Here is a 16,428-nt window from a genome sequence, read left to right on the forward strand (position 1 = left end):
ACTCAGCCCGGGGTGACGGCGTTGCGGACCTTGTCGACCACCTTCTCGGCCGCTTCGCCGATCTTCCGAACGGTCGGATGCCGGGCCTGCGCCACCGCCATGGTGCGCAGGGTCTCGGCGGCCCAGTCCGCGTGCTGGCGCGCCGCCGGGAGCAGGGCTTCCATCGCGGCGGTCATCGCCCGCTTCGCCGGGCCGTCGTCGGCCGCGTCCGCGAAGGCGGCCAGCAGCGTCCCCTGGGTGACGCAGTGGTTCGCCGCCACCAGAAAGGACTGCACCCCGGCCTGTTCCAGGGTCAGCGGATCGGCCGAACCGGACAGCAGCAGCGCTTCGGTGAGCTTGTCGTCGAGCGCCTCGGTGGCCCGGCCGGCGGGGCTGGCGTACTGCGGATTGCCGCCCAGAGTCTCGATCAGCCGCTCCCACTCCGCGACGGCCTGCCGAGTTTCGCCCGCCAGATCGGCGTAACGGGACCGCAGAACCGGGTTGTCGCTGCGGGCGTGCAGCGTGCGGAGCAGGTTCAGCCCCATCCGCTCGTGCGCGACGAAGGCGGAGAGCTGGTCGGCGAGGAACGGGCCGTGCAGTCCGCTGCCCGCGGCGAAGTCACGGAGCTGATCCTCCGAGACCTCTCGCTCCGGCGGGACAGTGATCATCGGGCCGGGTCTGACGGTGGAGCCGGTTTCCGGGCGTACCGCGGTTGTCACCATGTCGCAACCTCCTCGGTCTCAGGCCTGTCCGGCGAAGGCGTCCTCGCGGAGCCTGGCCACGGGGTGGGGACCGTCGGTCTCCAGCCGGTACTCGCGGCCGAACCGCTCCCGGTGATCGTCGATGACCTGCTCACTGGGACTGCCGCCGGCGTTGACCCTCGTCAGGTTCTCCTGGAACCGCTTGTGCGCGTCCATCACGTAGCCGGTGCCGAGGCTGGTCAGGTCGACCTGGGTGGCGAGCACCTCGCGGACGTACTGCTTGTTCGGCTCCAGCAGCACGGGTTCCGGCAGCGCGGCCGGCAGCACCTCGGCCGCCTCGCGGCCGTCGTAACGCCTCATCAGCTCCGCGGCGATGCGCAACTGCTCGATCTCCATCGCCAGATGCAGCTCCCAGATCCGGCGAATGCGCGGATCACTCTCCTGCGCCTGGAAGGAGTGGTACATATAGCATTCGTTGTACTCGTGCAGGACGAGTTGCTCGAACCAGCTCTCGCCCGGGTCGAGCATCGACTCGTACTGGGTGACGTGTTCCTCCTCCACCATCGCAATCTCGGCGTACAGCGCCCGCGCCACCGGTTCGAGATAACGGTTTCCGATGGTCATGTAGAAGTTCATGGTCTGCTGCTCGGCCGCCGTGATGGTGAGGGCGTGCAGCCGGCTGAGCGGATGCACCGTATGCTTGTCGTAGTGCCGGCGGATGTTGTCTGCCGGATGCCGGTGCTCGACGGCCGTCGGCCGGCCGGGCATGACCTCGGTCAGCCGCGCCACCACCTGCTCGGCCTGCTTCCCCTCGATCAGCTCATAGAGGTTCGCGTACCGGTAGAGATGGTCGAAATCCTCCAGCAGACCGAAGTCGTAGGTCTGCTTCAGATACGGGTCGGGCTCGCTGCGGGCCAGCCAGGCGGTAAGATCGACCGCCTCCTGCTCGTAGCCCAGGGTCACCTCCAGCGTGGACTCCTCGCCCGGGATCAGCCAGTTGACGACCTTCTGCTGCTGCTGCTCGATCCGCCGGATCTCCGCGAGGGCCGCCTTCACCTCGGGAACATCGGTGTGGCGGGCGAACTGGTGGCTGAACAGCACCGCCTCCACCTCGATCCCGTTCATGGCGATCACCCGGCAGCGGGTGTAGGGATCAACGGCGAGTCGGTCATAGGGCTCGACGTTCAGCTCCGACCAGTTCCGCACCTGCTCGTCGAGGCTGATCCCTTTCTCCTCAAGAGGGTTGAAACTCACGTTTCCTCCCGTAGTCAGCGTCGTTTTCCCGGCCGGACGGCGCTCTACCCCGCCGACTGCGAACAACACGGCGGCACCGGGTCAGACGCGGGTGTTGGCCCGGTCGGGGCCGGTCCATTCGACGAACAGCACGGTGGCGTCGTCCTGGAGACGGCCATGGTGGTAGTCGAGCAGGGTGTTCATGAGGCGTCTCAGTGTCTCGGGGACGGGCAGTCCGTCGGCGTGGTGACGCACGACGAAGTCGACGAAACGGGTGAGGCCGAACTCGCGGCCGGTGGGGTCCCGGGCTTCGATGACACCATCGGTGTACAGCAGCAACCGGTCGCCGGGCTCGAGGTGTTCCCGGCACACGGTGGCGGCCAGGCCGAGGTCGGTGCCCAGCGGATGCGCGGGAGGGCAGGACAATTGCGTGATCCACCGGCCGCCGCGGACGATGACCGGCGGGTGGTGGCCGTGGTTGACCCACGTCAGCATCCCACTGGCGGTGTCGAGCTCGGCCAGCACCGCGGTCGCGTAGCGCCTGGCGTCGAACTGGTCGAGCAGCGTCCGTTCGATCTCCTGGCCCACCCGCACCAGGTCCAGGCCCTGACGGCGCTGGTTACGGCAGGCCGCCACCGCCAGGTTCGCGGCGAGACCGGCGGAGGCGTCGTGACCCATCGCGTCGAACACCGCCAGATGCAGGACGCCCGCGGCCATCGCGTAGTCGAACGCGTCCCCACCGATCTCGTAGGCCGGTTCCATCGCCGCGCCCACCACCACGTCCTGGTTGGCGAACGAGGTCGACGGCATCAGATGCCACTGCAGCTCCGCGGCGATCGTCATCGGCCGGGTACGCACCAACCGGGCCAGGGAGTCACTGAACTCCCGCTTACTGACGATCATGAGCCCGATCAGCGCGGCGAGGTCCCGCAGCACCGCGAGACCCTCGTCCTCGCCGTGGCTGAGGCCGGCCTCGAGCACACCGAGCCGTTCCGTCCCATCCATGATCGGCGTCCAGAAGACCGGCGCCGGCTCGTTTCCGGCCGCGCGGCCGGGCAGGGTGCGGGCGTCCCGAAACACCCGGCCCGGCAGCGTCCCGTCGACCGGAAAAGACTCGCCGCCCGCCCCGGCGTCCAGTCCCTGCCCGGTCAGTTCTCGCAGCACCCGCCCCTGCAGATCGACAAGAAAGATTCGCACGCCGACCAGCCCCGCCGTCGCGGCCTGCTCTCTGATCATGGCCGGGAGCTGTTCGAGCACGGCCACTCGGCCCAGATCCAGCAGCGAGCTGAGCATCCGATACCTCGCGGCGCACATTCGGCCCCTCTCCTGAGATCGCGCAGCGTCTCCGTAAGGCGGCGAGCGAGGGCGGGGCAGCGAGGCCGGCTGCGCCAGGCTCAGCGTTATCTCACCGCGTCCCGAACCCGATCAATGATCGACGCCACCGGGCCCACCGTCCACTGCGCGGCGGTGGAACCCGCCGTGGACGGATGCGGATGCGTGGGAGCGATCTTCTCCGCCGTGCGCAGTCGATGACCCATGCTTTCGAGCTGATCTTCGCTTCGGGCACCCCGAACGCGGGGGAACTCCTCGCTTTCCTCGCGCTCGGCGTGATCGGAGACAGCCTGCTCGAACTCGGCCAGCTTGCGATCGAACTCGGCGCTGTGCACGTCCATCTTCTCCAGCGCCTTGAGCACGTGGTTGGCCTCGTCCTCCTCGTGGTCGCGGGCCGCGGCCACCGTTTTGTCGACCTGGGTGGTCACCGGCCGTACGACCATCTCCTCGGCGGTCTCGTGGACCGCGAGCAGCGCACGCAGCTCGTCGAACGCCTGCTTCTTGTGTTCGCCCGTCTCCGTTCGCACCTCCGCGAACAGGTCACGGATACGAGCGTGCTGGTTGAGCAGGACGGCGACCACATCGTCCTCGGGTAGCTGAGCGGCGCGGGCCCGCTCGATGTCCGCTTCGCTCATCGCCATGGCTTCGCTCCTCGCTGTGATGTCTGTCAGGTGATACCTGTCCGTCGACGCGTATGTGGCGCTCTGCCCCGGACCGTCGTTCCAAACCGTCCAGAGAGAACGCTTTTCCCCGATCAGCTCGTAGCGGTTCGCGTACTCATGGAGGTCGATGAAGCGGCGTTGGCGGTGGCCCGACGGTTGGCCTTCTTGATCGCGTCGACGAGTTCCGCCTTCTTCATCGTCGAGCGGCCCGGCACGTCGAGTTCGCGGGCGACCTGCCTCAGATGGCCCACGGAGGCGTTCGCGTCGACCCCCTCGGCGGTCCGACCGCCGCGCCGGGCGGCCGCGCCGCTCCGGGCCGCCTGCTGGTCCGACGGGCCCGGTTGTGCCTTCGGCTCCCAGTGGTCGCCGACCTTCTCGTGGGTGTGCTTGAGCGAGGAGAACGCTGCTCGGTGCGCCCGTTCGCCCTCGCCATACGACTCGACCGCGGAGTCGTGGGTCTTCTTCCAGGTTCGTACCGCCTTGTCGTCCGAGCGCGCCACGGTGGACGGCACATCGGACCGCGCCTGGTCGGCTTCCCTTCCCTTACGTGCCACTGTTCACTCCTCTGCCTGGTCCGGGCACCACGTCGGTCTGTGTCGGTCTGCCCCGGTCAGTTCTTGCGTTCGTTGATCTCGTTGGCGAAGCTGCTGTTCGCGGACAGTCCCTCGAATGGTGGGTTCGCGGCGTCCTCCGTCGCGAGCAGACCGGGTTCGTCCCCGAACCTCAGGGGAGAAACCGGATCGCTGGAGTCGGCGCCGGCCATCGCCGCCGCCCCGCCTTCCGACGGACTCCGGGGGAAGGCCTCGTCTGAGCGCCCCGCGCCCCGTTCGTCGGTCGACTCGCCCAACGACGGGACCACCCGGCCGCGCGTTCGCGTCAGTCGCCCGCCAGCGAATCCCGCTCCGAGGGCCGCCACGACGACAAGCACGACTCGGCCACGACTCGGCCCACAAATCTGGTCGCACGATTCTGGCGGCCGCCCTGCACTCACTGTCCGTCTCCCTACGTAGCTGGTGAAAATCCGCGGTCCTCACGCCTGTCCCGAAGGGCATCGCCTGGCAGGGTTCCCCATGGCCGGGGCCGAAACCCGCCCCGGCCCGATTCGGCCGCCTTCGCCGCGGCGAGAACCTGGTCGATGGTCAGAGCGAGCAGCCCGGGGTCCGGGGCGGATGATCGCGGATCACCGAGCCGACCCGACCACAGCGCGGTGTATAGAACGTCGCGGCGGTGGCCCCCACTGCGCCGGCGCGATCACCGCGCCGTCCGCTCTCGCCAACGCCGAATCCGCCTCCACCGCCCGGGCACCGTCGGGTGGCCGCGGCAGCGCGAGATCGTCTCACGACCGGGAAGGTGACCAACCGGACCTCGTCCAAGAGACCCTCCTGCGGGCCCTGGCGGGCGGCTGACCGGTACGACCCGCAGCGTGACCTCCGTCGACCCCGCCGTGTTCGACCTGTTCAACGCCCCGACCGGTCAGCTCCTCGGCCGGACCGGCATCACCGGAGCACCGGACCGGCCTCCCCGGACAAAGGGTGCCGGCCGGGTTCCTCCGACGGTCTGGCCGTTTACCCTGCTTCCCAGGGGGCGGCGTCGCCCATCTTCTTGTAGTACCTGGCCAGGTGGTTCCTGACTCGGGTGATGTCGGCCGCTGGTAGGTCCACGCCGCCGCGCGAGCCCTGCATGACCGCCGCCGCGGCCATCACGCCGCGAGGGACGACCGTCAGCTCGCCGTCGATCACGTCGGCGATGAGCAGCTTGTAGCCGGTGAACTCGTCTTTCTTCTCCTGGTCGTACCAGAGGTGCGCCTCGCGGTACCTGCCGTTGGGGGCGTCCTGCGCCTCGGCCCAGCGCCGGACCCGCTTCTCGGCCGCCGCGCCGTTCCAGGCGCGTTTACGGTCGGCCAGCGGAAAATCTTTGAAGGGCGTGACGGACATCCAAGCCTCCTCGTGGTCCGCTCCCGGTCATGTCGATCGGGCCATTCCCCCGGTCCGCCGTGACAACACCTGCGGTCAGGTTTCCCTGGTCGGGGAGTCAAGCGCGGTCACGAGCTCCGCCAGGGCCGCCGCGGTCGCCGCCATCCGGATGTCCCCGCGGCTGCCGTCGAACTGGTGGCGACTGGTCACCGTTCCCGCGGCCGACGCGATGGCGATGAACACCTCGCCCACCGGCCGGCCGGCCTGCTCCCCGGGTCCCGCGACGCCGGTGACGCCGAGACCGTAGTCGGCCGACAGACGGCGGCGGGCGCCGTCGGCCAGTTGTTCGGCGATGAGCCGGTGGACCGGGCCGTGCCGGTCCAGGTCGTCCTCGCGCACGCCGGCGACGTCGGATTTGAGGTCGCTGGCATAGACAACCAGTCCGCCCCGGAAGGTGATGTTCGTGCCGGGGGCCGACGTGAGGCAGGCGCTGATGAGCCCGCCGGTGAGCGACTCGGCCACCGCGACGGTCCGCCCCGCCTCGACCAGCCGGCCGTGGGCGAGGTCGGCCCCCCGGAGAGCTTCCGTCCACTGTCGGACGCATCGGCCCGAGTCCTGATCGACCGTCATCTGTCCGTTCGCCTCCGCGGATTGCCGCTGCCCATGGCGACGGCAGGTAAACGAGATCGGCCGCGTCACCGGTGCCCCGGCGGAGGACCTAGGACCGGTTTGACCCGTCGAGCAGGTCAAGGACCGCGGCCTCGACCGCCCCCTGGGTCGCGAGCCGGCCGACATCGGTGTCCGCGCCGAGTCGGTCCAGGACGCGGGCGATGGTACGCCCGTCGTAATAGAGGTCGACGAGCCGGGGATGCACATAGGACGCCCGGCAGACGGCCGGAGTGTTACCGAGATGACCGGCGACCTCCTGGTACATCCGGCTGACCGCTCGTCGTCGCGCCGCAGTGGAGGCCGTGCCGGCCACCGGTGCGCTCACGGCCAGCGCGACGGCCGCGAGCACCGTCGCCGCCCAGGTCCGGAAATCCTTCGCGGTGATCTCGGTTCCCGAGATCTCCCGTAGGTAGTCGTTGAGGTCCTGACCGGTCACCTCACGCCAGTCATCCTCGTCGTCGCAGTAGGCGAGCAGGACAGGATGGTCGTCCGGCCGGTCGAGCAGCGCGCGCACGACCGCGACGACGTCCGGATCGGCGATCGCCTGCACCCGCTGGCGACCGCTCTTCGCCGGATAGTCGAAAATCATCTCCTCGTCGTGGACCCGCACATGCTCGCGGCGGACCGTCGTCAGACCGTAGGAGTCGTTGCGTTCGGCGTACTCCTCCGCTCCCACCCGGAAGAAACCGATGTCGAGCAGCCGTACGGCGGCGGCGAGTACCTGCTGCCGGGACAGCGACCTGGCCCGCAGGTCCTTCTCCACCTGTTCCCGCAGCGCGGGCAGATGCGCGGCGGCCCGCAGCACCCGGTCGAACTTCTCGGCGTCACGTCGGGCCCGCCACCTGTCGTGATAGCGGTACTGGCGGCGGCCCGCGGCATCCGTCCCGCACGCCTGGATGTGACCGTTCGGCCAGGGCGAGATCCACACGTCACGCCAGGCCGGCGGAATCGCGAGCGCGGCGATCCGGTCGAGCGTGGCGGAATCGCGCAGCAGCGATCCGTCCGGAGCCCTGTACGACCATCCACGACCCCGGCGTCGCCGGGCGATCCCAGGCCGCGAGAGGTCCGAACGACGCAGGCGTGCCATGCTTCGGCCGTTCCCCCAGAAGGGCCGGTAAACCGCGGTGGAATCCTGGCGGCCGTGGCCCGTCAGAACAGGCCGTTCGTCGAGAGAGGTGCGTACTGGACCGTCGGTCGTGTGGGGGCGGGACTTCGCCGATCGTCAGTCGGGTGGCGCGGGAATCGGATGGGCGGCGAGCGCGGTGGCCACCGCGGCGAGGTTCGCGGCCATCGCCCGCCCGGTCCTGGCCGCCCAGTCATGGCCGTGATCGGTGTCCCGGTAGGACGGACCGGGCCCGGGGCCCATGTTCCAGTAGGTCCATGCCTGCCCGGGATGGTGTAGCCGATGTCGCCCAGCGCCCCGGCGATCTCGCTGATGACGTGATGGGCGCCGTCCTCGTTGCTGGTCACCACCACACCGGCCACCCGGTCGAAGGCCACCGGGCGTCCGTCCGGTCCCGTTTCCGAGAGCATGGCGTCCATGCGCTCGAGCATGCGTTGCGCGACGCTGGTTGGAGCGCCGACGTCGGCCATCATCGCGGCGTGCAGCCACGATTCCCGCGTTCCGAAGGTGTGCTCGATCGACGTTCCGCGGTGCAGGGCGTAGTCGAAGCAGCCCTGGGACCGCCCAGGCCGGCAGCAGACCTTACAGGAGGAACCGCAGTGTCGCGCTGTCGGTGTCGTGCGAGCCGGGGTCGGGCCGGAGACGACGATTCCGGGCAGGGCGGAAGACCGTGGCGGAGACCTTGCCTCCGGGTCCGAACAGCCCGAGCCGCACGAGCTTCTCCTTTCTGCTGATCGGCTCCTTCGCGGTCCCCTCACCCTCAGCGGAATCGGGGCAGGATCTCCTTCTCGTAGAAGGTGAAGAACCCGTCCTGGTCCGGTCCGATCTGGGTGACGTAGACCTCGGTGTAGCCGGCGTCGAAGTAGCTCTGGATCGCCTCGGCGTGACGGTCGGGGTCAGGGCCGCACACGGCCTTCTGTGCCGCCATCTCCTCGTCGACGAGGGAGCTTGGCCTGCTCGAAATGCGCCGGGGTGGGCAGTTCCTGGGAGAGTTCGCCGGGCAGGGCGCTGTTCGGCCAGAGCCGGTGGGCGGTGCGGCGGGCGGTCTGCTCGTCCTCGGCCCAGCAGACCTTCATCGTCCCGTGCTTGGGCTTGCCCTGTCCGCCCGAGGCGTCGAACAACCGGAGCGTGCGACACGAGGTCGCATGAAGTGAGCGGAACTCACCAAGGAGGATCAACTAGATGTTGAGGGTGTAGGACCCGTGCCAGTGCACAGGGCATGTCCCCGCCTCGGCGTGCGTCAGGAGTAATCGTGGGGTGCGAAGCCCGAGGAAGAGGCCCAAGGATTCCCGTCCCATCCGGGAGTTACAGGCTGGGGAAGGCCGGACGGGTGAATGCGAATGAATCCTCGTTGATGTCTCGTCATGTTCAACCCCGCCGATGGAGAGTAGCAGCGGGGTGTAGGGGCTGGCCGTTGGAAAGCGGCGGGTGCCGACTGGAGAACCTCGGTCAGTCGGGAGTGCACCACCGCCCCCGGGATATAGAGGGCGCCCACCCCGGTCGTAACTCACTCATGTGGAACGTGACAATCCCGACGGGGTCCGGGTGGATGGTGCGCCCGGTAAGCCGACCGCAAGGAAGGCCCAGCTCCCCGGCGGGGGCAGGACGATCCGAGAAGCAAACGCCGGCGGCCGAAAGGCAGCAGGAAACCGGCTCTGTATACCGGCACCTCCGCCGGTGGGGTCGTATAACTGGCCGGATAGGGACTTGTGTCCTGACCTGAAAGGGTGCTGACGCGGATCGGGTGAGCCTGTGACGAATCGCTGTACTTTATGCCGGAACCGAAGGGCAGGTTGGACGCCGTGACGACGCAGCAGGCCGTGTTGGCTGGTGCCGCGACGGTGAACCGAGCGGAAGGCGTGGGCGTCGACTGGCCGACGATCGATTGGCGGCAGGTCGAGGACGACGTACGGCGGCTGAGGCAGCGTATCTTCACGGCAACGCGGGCGGGAGATCTCAAGAAGGTCCGCAATCTGCAGAGGTTGATGCTCCGTTCTCGGGCGAACGCGCTGGCCAGCGTGCGCCGGGTGACGGAGACGAATGCTGGCCGTCGGACGGCGGGGGTCGATGGGAAGGTCGCGCTGAGCTCGCGAGCCAGAGAAGAACTGGCCGAATGGGTGTTACGCGAGGCAAGACCATGGAATCCCAGGCCGGTCCGACGGGTGTATATTCCGAAGTCTGATGGAAGGCGGCGACCACTCGGTATTCCGGTGATAGCGGACCGGTGCCTACAGGCGCTGGCCCTCAACGCGCTGGAGCCCGAGTGGGAGGCGCGGTTCGAGCCGAGGTCCTACGGATTCCGGCCCGGCCGCGGCTGCCATGACGCGATCGTGTCCATCCACAGGACGGCGAATGGCCAAAACGCCAAACGCCTGTGGGTGCTCGACGCCGACCTGGAAGCGGCTTTCGACCGGATAGACCACGATCATCTGCTGGCGATGCTCGGTACATTCCCAGGTCGGGGGATGATAGCGGCTTGGCTGAAGGCAGGAGTGGTTGACGCGGGTCAGTTCATCCGCACCGAGGAGGGAACTCCCCAGGGCGGTGTGATCAGCCCCTTGCTGCTGAACATCGCTTTGCATGGTATGGAAGAAGCTGCTGGAGTCCGGTATCACGTCAACGGTGTGAATGCCGGGGATGTGAAGCCGGGTTCCCCGGCCCTGGTCAGGTATGCCGACGACCTGGTCGCCCTGTGTCACTCGCGGGACCAGGCCGAACAGGTCAAGGCGCGGCTGGCCGCGTGGCTGGCGCCCCGAGGGTTACGGTTCAACGAGGAAAAGACGCGGATTGTCCACCTCGACGAGGGCTGTGACTTCCTCGGTTTCAATATCCGTCGGTTTCGCGGCAAGCTGCTGACCAAGCCGAGTAAGGCAGCGATGCGAAGAATCCGGGAACGGCTCACCTCCGAGGTGGCGGCCCTGCGTGGCGCGAACGCCGCGGCGGTGGTGCACAGGCTCAATCCCATCATCAGGGGCTGGGCGGCCTATTACCGGATCGGTGTGTCCAAACGGGCCTTTAGTTCGTTGGACTACCACATGTGGACAGTGACCTACAAGTGGGCCAGACGGTCCCACCCGAACAAGTCGCGACACTGGGTGGTAAACCGCTACTGGGGTCAGCTCCACAAGTCCAGGCGCGACATATGGGTTTTCGGGGATCAAGAAAAGGGCTACCGTCTGCTCAAGTTCGCCTGGACGCGCATCGTCCGACACAGAATAGTGCCAGTCGCCGCGTCGGTCGACGACCCGGCGTTGGCCGAATTCTGGGCCGCACGGCGACGCCGCAGTACACCGCCACTGAGTCCGGCCGCTCTGCGCCTGTTTCAGGCACAGAGCGGCCGCTGTGGACTATGTGGTGGCAGGCTGATGGGCGCCGGCCAGGAGCCACAAAGCCCGCTCAAGTGGGAACAATGGCTCACGGAAACCCGCACGGTGACCCGCGAACGCACTATCGTCATCAGAAATGGGCGCGGAATGTCGGAATTTCTTTCCACACCCTGCCTACTACACGCCTCCTGTCGCCGCAGGCTCCGGCCCAGCGGTGGAGGCCCAGCACCTCTGCGCGACCGCGAGCCATCGGGCTTGCTTGAGCCGAGTTGCGGGGAAATCTCGCATGGCCGGTTCTGAGAGCCTGTCTTAGATCTTGGTTGTGTGGCCTGCGCGTGATCTGTTTCTGATCTTCGCGGTGTGGTGGCGTGATCGGACGGGTCGGGCTGGCCACGGTCGGGGCATGGGTCGATCTCGCCGCTATCCCTCCGATATGTCCGACGCGGAGTGGGCCTACGTCGAGCCGTTGCTGCCCCCGGTCCCGAAGGACGGCCGGCCCGAGAGCCACGACCGGCGCGACATCGTGGACGCGATCCTCTACGTGACCCACAACGGCATCGTGTGGCGGGCGCTGCCGGTGGATTTCCCACCGTGGAAGACGGTCTACGGCTTCTTCGACCGGTGGAAGAAGAAAGGGGTGACGATCAGTGTCCACGACGGGTTACGCGACACGGTCCGCCAGACCGAGCACAGAGCGGCCGAGCCGACCGCCGGTGTGATCGACTCCCAGTCGGTCAAAGGCTCCCAGGTCGTTACCGCCGCCTCTCGCGGCTACGACGCGGGGAAGAAGATCAACGGCCGCAAGCGGTTCATCGTCGTCGACACCCTCGGCCTGCTGCTGGGGGTGCTGATCGTCCCGGCCAGCCGGCAAGACCGGGACGGCGCCCGCCAGCTGCTCATCGATCACTACTTCGCCACCCCCAGCTGCCGGCACCTGTTCGCCGACGGCGGCTTCGCCGGAAAGTTCGTCGACTGGGCCGCCCGCTTCGTGAAGACCACGGTTGAGATCGTCCGGAAGAAAGACGGCCAGAAAGGCTTCCAGGCTCTCCCACGACGCTGGGTCGTGGAACGCACCCTCGCCTGGATCACCGCCCACCGCCGCCTCGCCCGCGACTACGAACGCGACCCTGCAAGCTCCGCCACCTTCATCCACTGGGCGATGATCCGCACCATGGCACGCCGCCTCGCCCGCGGCACCCTGGTCCAACGCTGGACACCCAGACCGACGACCGACCGATAACCCATCAAGATTCAGGACAGGCTCTGAGGGGGGACCGCCCGCAGCAATGCGGGCGGTCCTACCCGACAGGTCCGGGTCGGGCATGGTCGCGCAGTAGCCGTCGCCGATCCGGCCGGCCAGCCGGGTCGCCGCCGGTCCGAACCCGGAGACCAGAACCGGGGGTGGCGTGTCCGGCCGGGAATACACCCGGGCCCGGTCGACGGTGTAGTGCCGGCCCTGGTGGGTGACGACCTCGCCGTTTCACAAGGTCCGGATGACCTCGACCGCTTCTTCGAGCATCTCCAACCGGACCGCGGCGGCCGGCCACCGGTCGCCGAGGATGTGTTCGTTGAGCGCCTCACCGGAGCCCACACCGAGGGCGAAGCGGCCCGGCATCATCATCGTCGCCGCGGTGGCCGCGGCCTGCGCGATGACCGCCGGGTGGAGGCGGACGGTCGGGCAGGTCACCCCGGTGGTGAGCGGTAGCCGTTCGGTCGCCTGGGCGATCGCCCCGATCACCGCCCAGACGAACGGTGACTGGCCCTGTTCGTCGTTCCAGGGATGGTAGTGATCCGAGATCCACAGGGCGTCGAAGCCGGCCCGCTCGGCGGCGACCGTCTGGGCGACGAGGGCACGGGCCGGATGCTCCTCACTGGACAGGGCATAGCCGACAGTAGACAAGGACGTCCTCCCCGGTGCGCTGGATTCTCCTTCGCGAACTGGCCTGGCCATGCCTCGTCACCGCGTTCCCAACCGCGGTCAGCCGACGCCCTGAGCGCGCCGATGGCAGCCGAGTCCCAGGGCAGGGCAGGCTTCCATGTACAACCCCGCTGCCAAGCGGTGGGTGCCGGTCAGGTCTGGGCATCGGAGCGGATCTCGGGGCCGATCGGATGGCGGGCAGACCAGACGATCCTGGGTGGATCCGGAGCGAACCCGTTGACTGGCCGCATTCCGATCGGTAACGTTTCCGACTACCAGGTGGGTTGAGCAAACAGCCGTCGCCATGCCGTTCGACTAATTGTCGCTCTGTGCGGAGACCGATGCAGATTGCTACCTTACACTCGTCTTCTGGCCTTTCGTGTCGCTGTTCGCCAGCCAGGATCGGCGGCTCATCGACATTCGGATCAGCTCTGAGTAGCCGCCGAGGAGTCTTCTGGTCCTCCTTTGTTCACTCCTGCCAGTGGGGAAGATCGTGAGCGACGAGATAATCGATGCATTGATGCACGGGATGACCGGCGATGAACGTACCCGTACCCTCGGCCTGATCAAAGATCAGATAATTCGGGATCGGGACAGCGCCGCACAAGGCCATGTTCGACGCAACGTGGATTCGGGTACGGGTCGTCGCCGCCGGAAGACCGAGATGACCGTGGACGTCGTCTCGGACTCCTCCTGACCTGGTCAGAACTTCGACGGCTTCCATATCCGTCGCGGGCTCGCGCTCCCGGCTCGTCTCATCCTGGGAGCCGGGCCGTCCTCCGTGGTCGGGGACGAGACTGACACCGCGCCAGGTGAAGATGTGCCGAGCCCGGCCGGGGAAGTCCGGGCGAGTAGTGGTATCAGGTCTGTTGCTCTTCCGGTGCAGAGGTGTGAACACACACTGTGTGGGTAAACGATCCCGCGCACGCCGATCGTGCCCGTGCAGAGGCACGAAACGATCTCCGCCGCGCTTTGCCTCGAACCCGGCCTCATCCCCGCGTTCGGCCGGCGACACGTCCATGGCTCGTGAAGGGGCTCCCGCTAGCTGCGGGGACGGGTGAAGAAGTCGACTACTGCGCGGCGAAGGTGGGCCTTCAGGCGGTCGCGGCGGCTGGTGGCGCCTTCGACAGCGGGCGGTATGCGTTCGGCGGAGACGAGGACGGGCGCCGGACCGGGCGCTCTGGGTCGCAGGACCTCCGTGTAGCGCCCGGTGGGTTCCCGTCGGATCCGGCCGCTCTGCTCGGGGCCATGTGCCTGCCTGCGTTCCCGGGCGGCTGCGGCGCGGCACAGCCGGCGGGTGGCGAAGAAGGCGAGGGGTGGCAGGACCAGCAGGGCTGTGCGCAGGGCCCAGACGGTCGCGTTGAGGGACAGGTGCAGGACGAGAACGAACACGTCGTCGCCGCCGGCGAGCAGCAGAACGCCGTAGAAGCTCAGTGCCATCACACCGAACGCGGTGCGGTTGGGATGGTCCCGGGGCCGTTGCAACAGGTGATGGTGCCCGTGATCCCGGGTCACCGCCGCTTCCAGAAACGGGTACGCCGCGAGCAGGACGAACAGGGCTCCGGGGAGGACGACTCCGGGCCAGAACACCGCCGGTACATTGTGCCCGAGCCCGCGGTACTCCCAGGAGCCGAACAGCCGCAGAGAACCCTCGAGAAATCCGATGTACCAGTCCGGCTGCGCGAGCGAGGAGACGTCCATCGGTTCGTACGGCCCGTAGGACCAGACGGGATTGATCTGCGCGAGGCCGCCCAGGGCGGCGAGCAGACCCGCGTTGATCAGCAGAAAGCCGACGGACTTCGCGGCGTAGCCGGGGACCAGACGGCTGCCGACGACGTTGCCTTCGGCTCGCCCTGGGCCGGGGAACTGGGTGTGCTTCTGATGCCACAGAATACCCATGTGGGCGCCGATCAGCGCGAGCAGGATCGCCGGAACGAGCAGGATGTGCACCACGTACAGCCGGGAGATGAAGTGCGTGCCGGGGAACTCCCCGCCCCAGAACCCCCAGGCGATCCAGGTCCCGACCACCGGAATGGACTCGGCGATCGCGTAGGCGATGCGCAGCCCGGTCCCGGACAGCAGATCGTCGGGCAGCGAGTAGCCGGCGAACCCCTCCGCGAGGGCGAGGATCAGCATGCCCACGCCCACCAGCCAGTTGATCTCCCGGGGGCGACGGAAGGCGCCGGTGAAGAAGACCCGGCACAGGTGCACGACGATCGCCGCAATGAACAGCAGCGCCGCCCAGTGATGGATCTGCCGGATGACGAGGCCCGCCCGGACGTCGAAGGAGATGTCGAGGGTCGAGGAGTAGGCCCGGCTCATCAGCACCCCGCGCAGCGGCACGTAGGAGCCGTCGTAGACGATCTGCTGCTCGCTGGGCTCGAAGAAGAACGTCAGGTAGACGCCGCTCGCCAGCAGTATCAGGAAGCTGTAGAGCGCGATCTCTCCGATCATGAACGACCAGTGGTCGGGGAAGACCTTGTTCATCGCGCTGCGCAGGAACCGGGCGCTGCCCAGGCGCCGGTCGACGAACCCGACCGCCCGATGGCCGGTCGTGGTGACCGCGCCGGCCGGCGGGCGGCCTCGCCGCGACCGGGGCGCAGGGGGGACACGGTCCGAGCCGGGTGCCGCGCCGGGCGCGGGGGCGCGACCGGTGGGGGCGGTCACGAGCGGCTCCAGAAGCCGGGGCCGACCGGCTGGGGAAAGTCCGACCGGGCCCGGAAGTAGCCGTCGGCGTCGACGGTGATCGGCAGTTGCGGCAACGCCCGGGTCGCCGGCCCGGAAACCGGGCGGGCCGCCTCGGTCAGGTCGAACACCGACTGGTGACAGGGACACTGGACGCGGTGGGACTGGCGCATGTACATGCTCACCGGGCAACCGGCGTGCGTGCAGATCTTGGAGAAGACGACGTGACTGTCATATGCGCCCGCCGCCTGCGCGGGTGGGGTGGCCAGCCCCGGCGGCAGCCGGACCAGCAGCGCCGCGCTGTCCGCCTGCGCGTCGACGCCGAGATGGCCCTCGGGCAGCACGGTGAGGATCCCGCCGATCGACACGTCCCCGAGGCGCACCGGCCAGCCCTCCGGCGTCACCAGCCGGGCGCCGCTCGTCCACCGGGTGGTGAACAGATCCCGATGCGGACCTCGGCGGACCAGGTTCAACGCCGGGACGACCGCGATCACCCCGAAGCCGCCGAGCACGGCGAGCACAAGCCGGCGCAGCACCGGCACCCGGCGCAGCCCGCTCTCGGTCACCACCCGGTCCAGCGTCCGCTGGGTCGCCTCCTCCTCCGCTGGTGGAGAATCCAGCGAATGGCGCTCCTCGACCGCCTCCTCCTGCGGGACGAGATGCTTGCCCCACAGCACCGCACCCACCCCGGCCGCCACCCCGGCGACGCCCAGGGACACTCCGAGCAGCATGGTGTAGCCGCGCGAACCGATATCCCCGGCGAAGTTCACCACCGCGAACGCCAACGCGCCCAGCAGCGACAGCGTCAGGCAGACCGCGATCCCTGCCACGGCACCGGGTCCGTCCGGCCCGTCGTCCTCCCGCCTCACCCGGCCGCCTCGTTCCGT

At 68.4% G+C, this 16,428-nt stretch carries 16 protein-coding genes and 1 pseudogene; 3 read left to right on the forward strand and 14 right to left on the reverse strand.

Annotation, left to right across the window (positions count from 1 at the left end; translation table 11 throughout):
• Positions 1 to 2: 2 nt before the first annotated feature.
• From AC5R91_RS07715 to AC5R91_RS07765, 11 genes are all read right to left on the reverse strand, one after another.
• Entirely contained in the window at positions 3 to 701 is a 699-nt protein-coding gene (locus tag AC5R91_RS07715) for a hypothetical protein (protein WP_495396456.1), read from the reverse strand.
• Positions 702 to 719: 18 nt separating this feature from the next.
• Positions 720 to 1,934: a hypothetical protein gene (locus tag AC5R91_RS07720; protein ID WP_495396457.1), complete on the reverse strand. Its 1,215-nt coding sequence runs from the start codon at positions 1,932 to 1,934 to the stop codon at positions 720 to 722.
• Positions 1,935 to 2,015: 81 nt separating this feature from the next.
• Positions 2,016 to 3,227 carry a PP2C family protein-serine/threonine phosphatase gene (locus AC5R91_RS07725; protein ID WP_495396458.1) on the reverse strand — a complete coding sequence of 404 codons (1,212 nt, stop codon included), beginning with the start codon at positions 3,225 to 3,227 and terminating at the stop codon, positions 2,016 to 2,018.
• Positions 3,228 to 3,313: 86 nt separating this feature from the next.
• On the reverse strand, positions 3,314 to 3,886 hold the full coding sequence (locus tag AC5R91_RS07730; RefSeq protein WP_495396459.1) for a hemerythrin domain-containing protein: 573 nt from the start codon (positions 3,884 to 3,886) through the stop codon (positions 3,314 to 3,316).
• A 113-nt stretch (positions 3,887 to 3,999) separates the two neighbouring features.
• Positions 4,000 to 4,461 (reverse strand): ChaB family protein, encoded by a 462-nt coding sequence (locus AC5R91_RS07735; protein WP_495396460.1) that lies wholly within the window; start codon positions 4,459 to 4,461, stop codon positions 4,000 to 4,002.
• Between the two features lie 56 nt (positions 4,462 to 4,517).
• A complete protein-coding gene (locus tag AC5R91_RS07740) occupies positions 4,518 to 4,754 on the reverse strand; it encodes a hypothetical protein (RefSeq protein WP_495396461.1) in 237 nt (78 codons plus the stop codon).
• A gap of 718 nt (positions 4,755 to 5,472) precedes the next feature.
• Positions 5,473 to 5,841, reverse strand: coding sequence for a hypothetical protein (locus AC5R91_RS07745; RefSeq protein ID WP_495396462.1), 369 nt, complete (start codon positions 5,839 to 5,841; stop codon positions 5,473 to 5,475).
• 75 nt (positions 5,842 to 5,916) lie between these two features.
• Positions 5,917 to 6,450 carry a CinA family protein gene (locus tag AC5R91_RS07750; protein WP_495396463.1) on the reverse strand — a complete coding sequence of 178 codons (534 nt, stop codon included), beginning with the start codon at positions 6,448 to 6,450 and terminating at the stop codon, positions 5,917 to 5,919.
• 88 nt (positions 6,451 to 6,538) lie between these two features.
• Positions 6,539 to 7,576 (reverse strand): DNA topoisomerase IB, encoded by a 1,038-nt coding sequence (locus AC5R91_RS07755; RefSeq protein ID WP_495396464.1) that lies wholly within the window; start codon positions 7,574 to 7,576, stop codon positions 6,539 to 6,541.
• A 135-nt stretch (positions 7,577 to 7,711) separates the two neighbouring features.
• Positions 7,712 to 7,855, reverse strand: a complete 144-nt coding sequence (locus tag AC5R91_RS07760; RefSeq protein ID WP_495396465.1) for a hypothetical protein — start codon at positions 7,853 to 7,855, stop codon at positions 7,712 to 7,714.
• Between the two features lie 517 nt (positions 7,856 to 8,372).
• Positions 8,373 to 8,540 (reverse strand): hypothetical protein, encoded by a 168-nt coding sequence (locus tag AC5R91_RS07765; protein ID WP_495396466.1) that lies wholly within the window; start codon positions 8,538 to 8,540, stop codon positions 8,373 to 8,375.
• 874 nt (positions 8,541 to 9,414) lie between these two features.
• Between AC5R91_RS07765 and ltrA the strand changes: the two genes are divergently transcribed.
• Both ltrA and AC5R91_RS07775 read left to right on the forward strand, forming a co-directional pair.
• On the forward strand, positions 9,415 to 11,238 hold the full coding sequence (ltrA, locus tag AC5R91_RS07770) for a group II intron reverse transcriptase/maturase (protein ID WP_495395355.1): 1,824 nt from the start codon (positions 9,415 to 9,417) through the stop codon (positions 11,236 to 11,238).
• 103 nt (positions 11,239 to 11,341) lie between these two features.
• Positions 11,342 to 12,178: an IS5 family transposase gene (locus AC5R91_RS07775; RefSeq protein WP_495392242.1), complete on the forward strand. Its 837-nt coding sequence runs from the start codon at positions 11,342 to 11,344 to the stop codon at positions 12,176 to 12,178.
• Between the two features lie 66 nt (positions 12,179 to 12,244).
• Here the strand turns inward: AC5R91_RS07775 and AC5R91_RS07780 are convergent.
• Positions 12,245 to 12,889 (reverse strand): annotated as a pseudogene (locus AC5R91_RS07780) (TIGR03557 family F420-dependent LLM class oxidoreductase); the annotation flags it as partial.
• Positions 12,890 to 13,349: 460 nt separating this feature from the next.
• Here AC5R91_RS07780 and AC5R91_RS07785 point away from each other — a divergent pair.
• A complete protein-coding gene (locus AC5R91_RS07785; RefSeq protein ID WP_495396467.1) occupies positions 13,350 to 13,553 on the forward strand; it encodes a hypothetical protein in 204 nt (67 codons plus the stop codon).
• Between the two features lie 344 nt (positions 13,554 to 13,897).
• On the opposite strand, the gene qcrB is transcribed toward AC5R91_RS07785, so the two are convergent.
• Both qcrB and AC5R91_RS07795 read right to left on the reverse strand, forming a co-directional pair.
• On the reverse strand, positions 13,898 to 15,523 hold the full coding sequence (gene qcrB / locus AC5R91_RS07790; RefSeq protein ID WP_495396468.1) for a cytochrome bc1 complex cytochrome b subunit: 1,626 nt from the start codon (positions 15,521 to 15,523) through the stop codon (positions 13,898 to 13,900).
• A complete protein-coding gene (locus AC5R91_RS07795; protein WP_495396469.1) occupies positions 15,520 to 16,371 on the reverse strand; it encodes a ubiquinol-cytochrome c reductase iron-sulfur subunit in 852 nt (283 codons plus the stop codon). Before AC5R91_RS07795 ends, qcrB begins: the two co-directional genes overlap by 4 nt.
• Positions 16,372 to 16,428 lie beyond the last annotated feature (57 nt).

The organism is Frankia sp. BMG5.60, assembly GCF_059428125.1.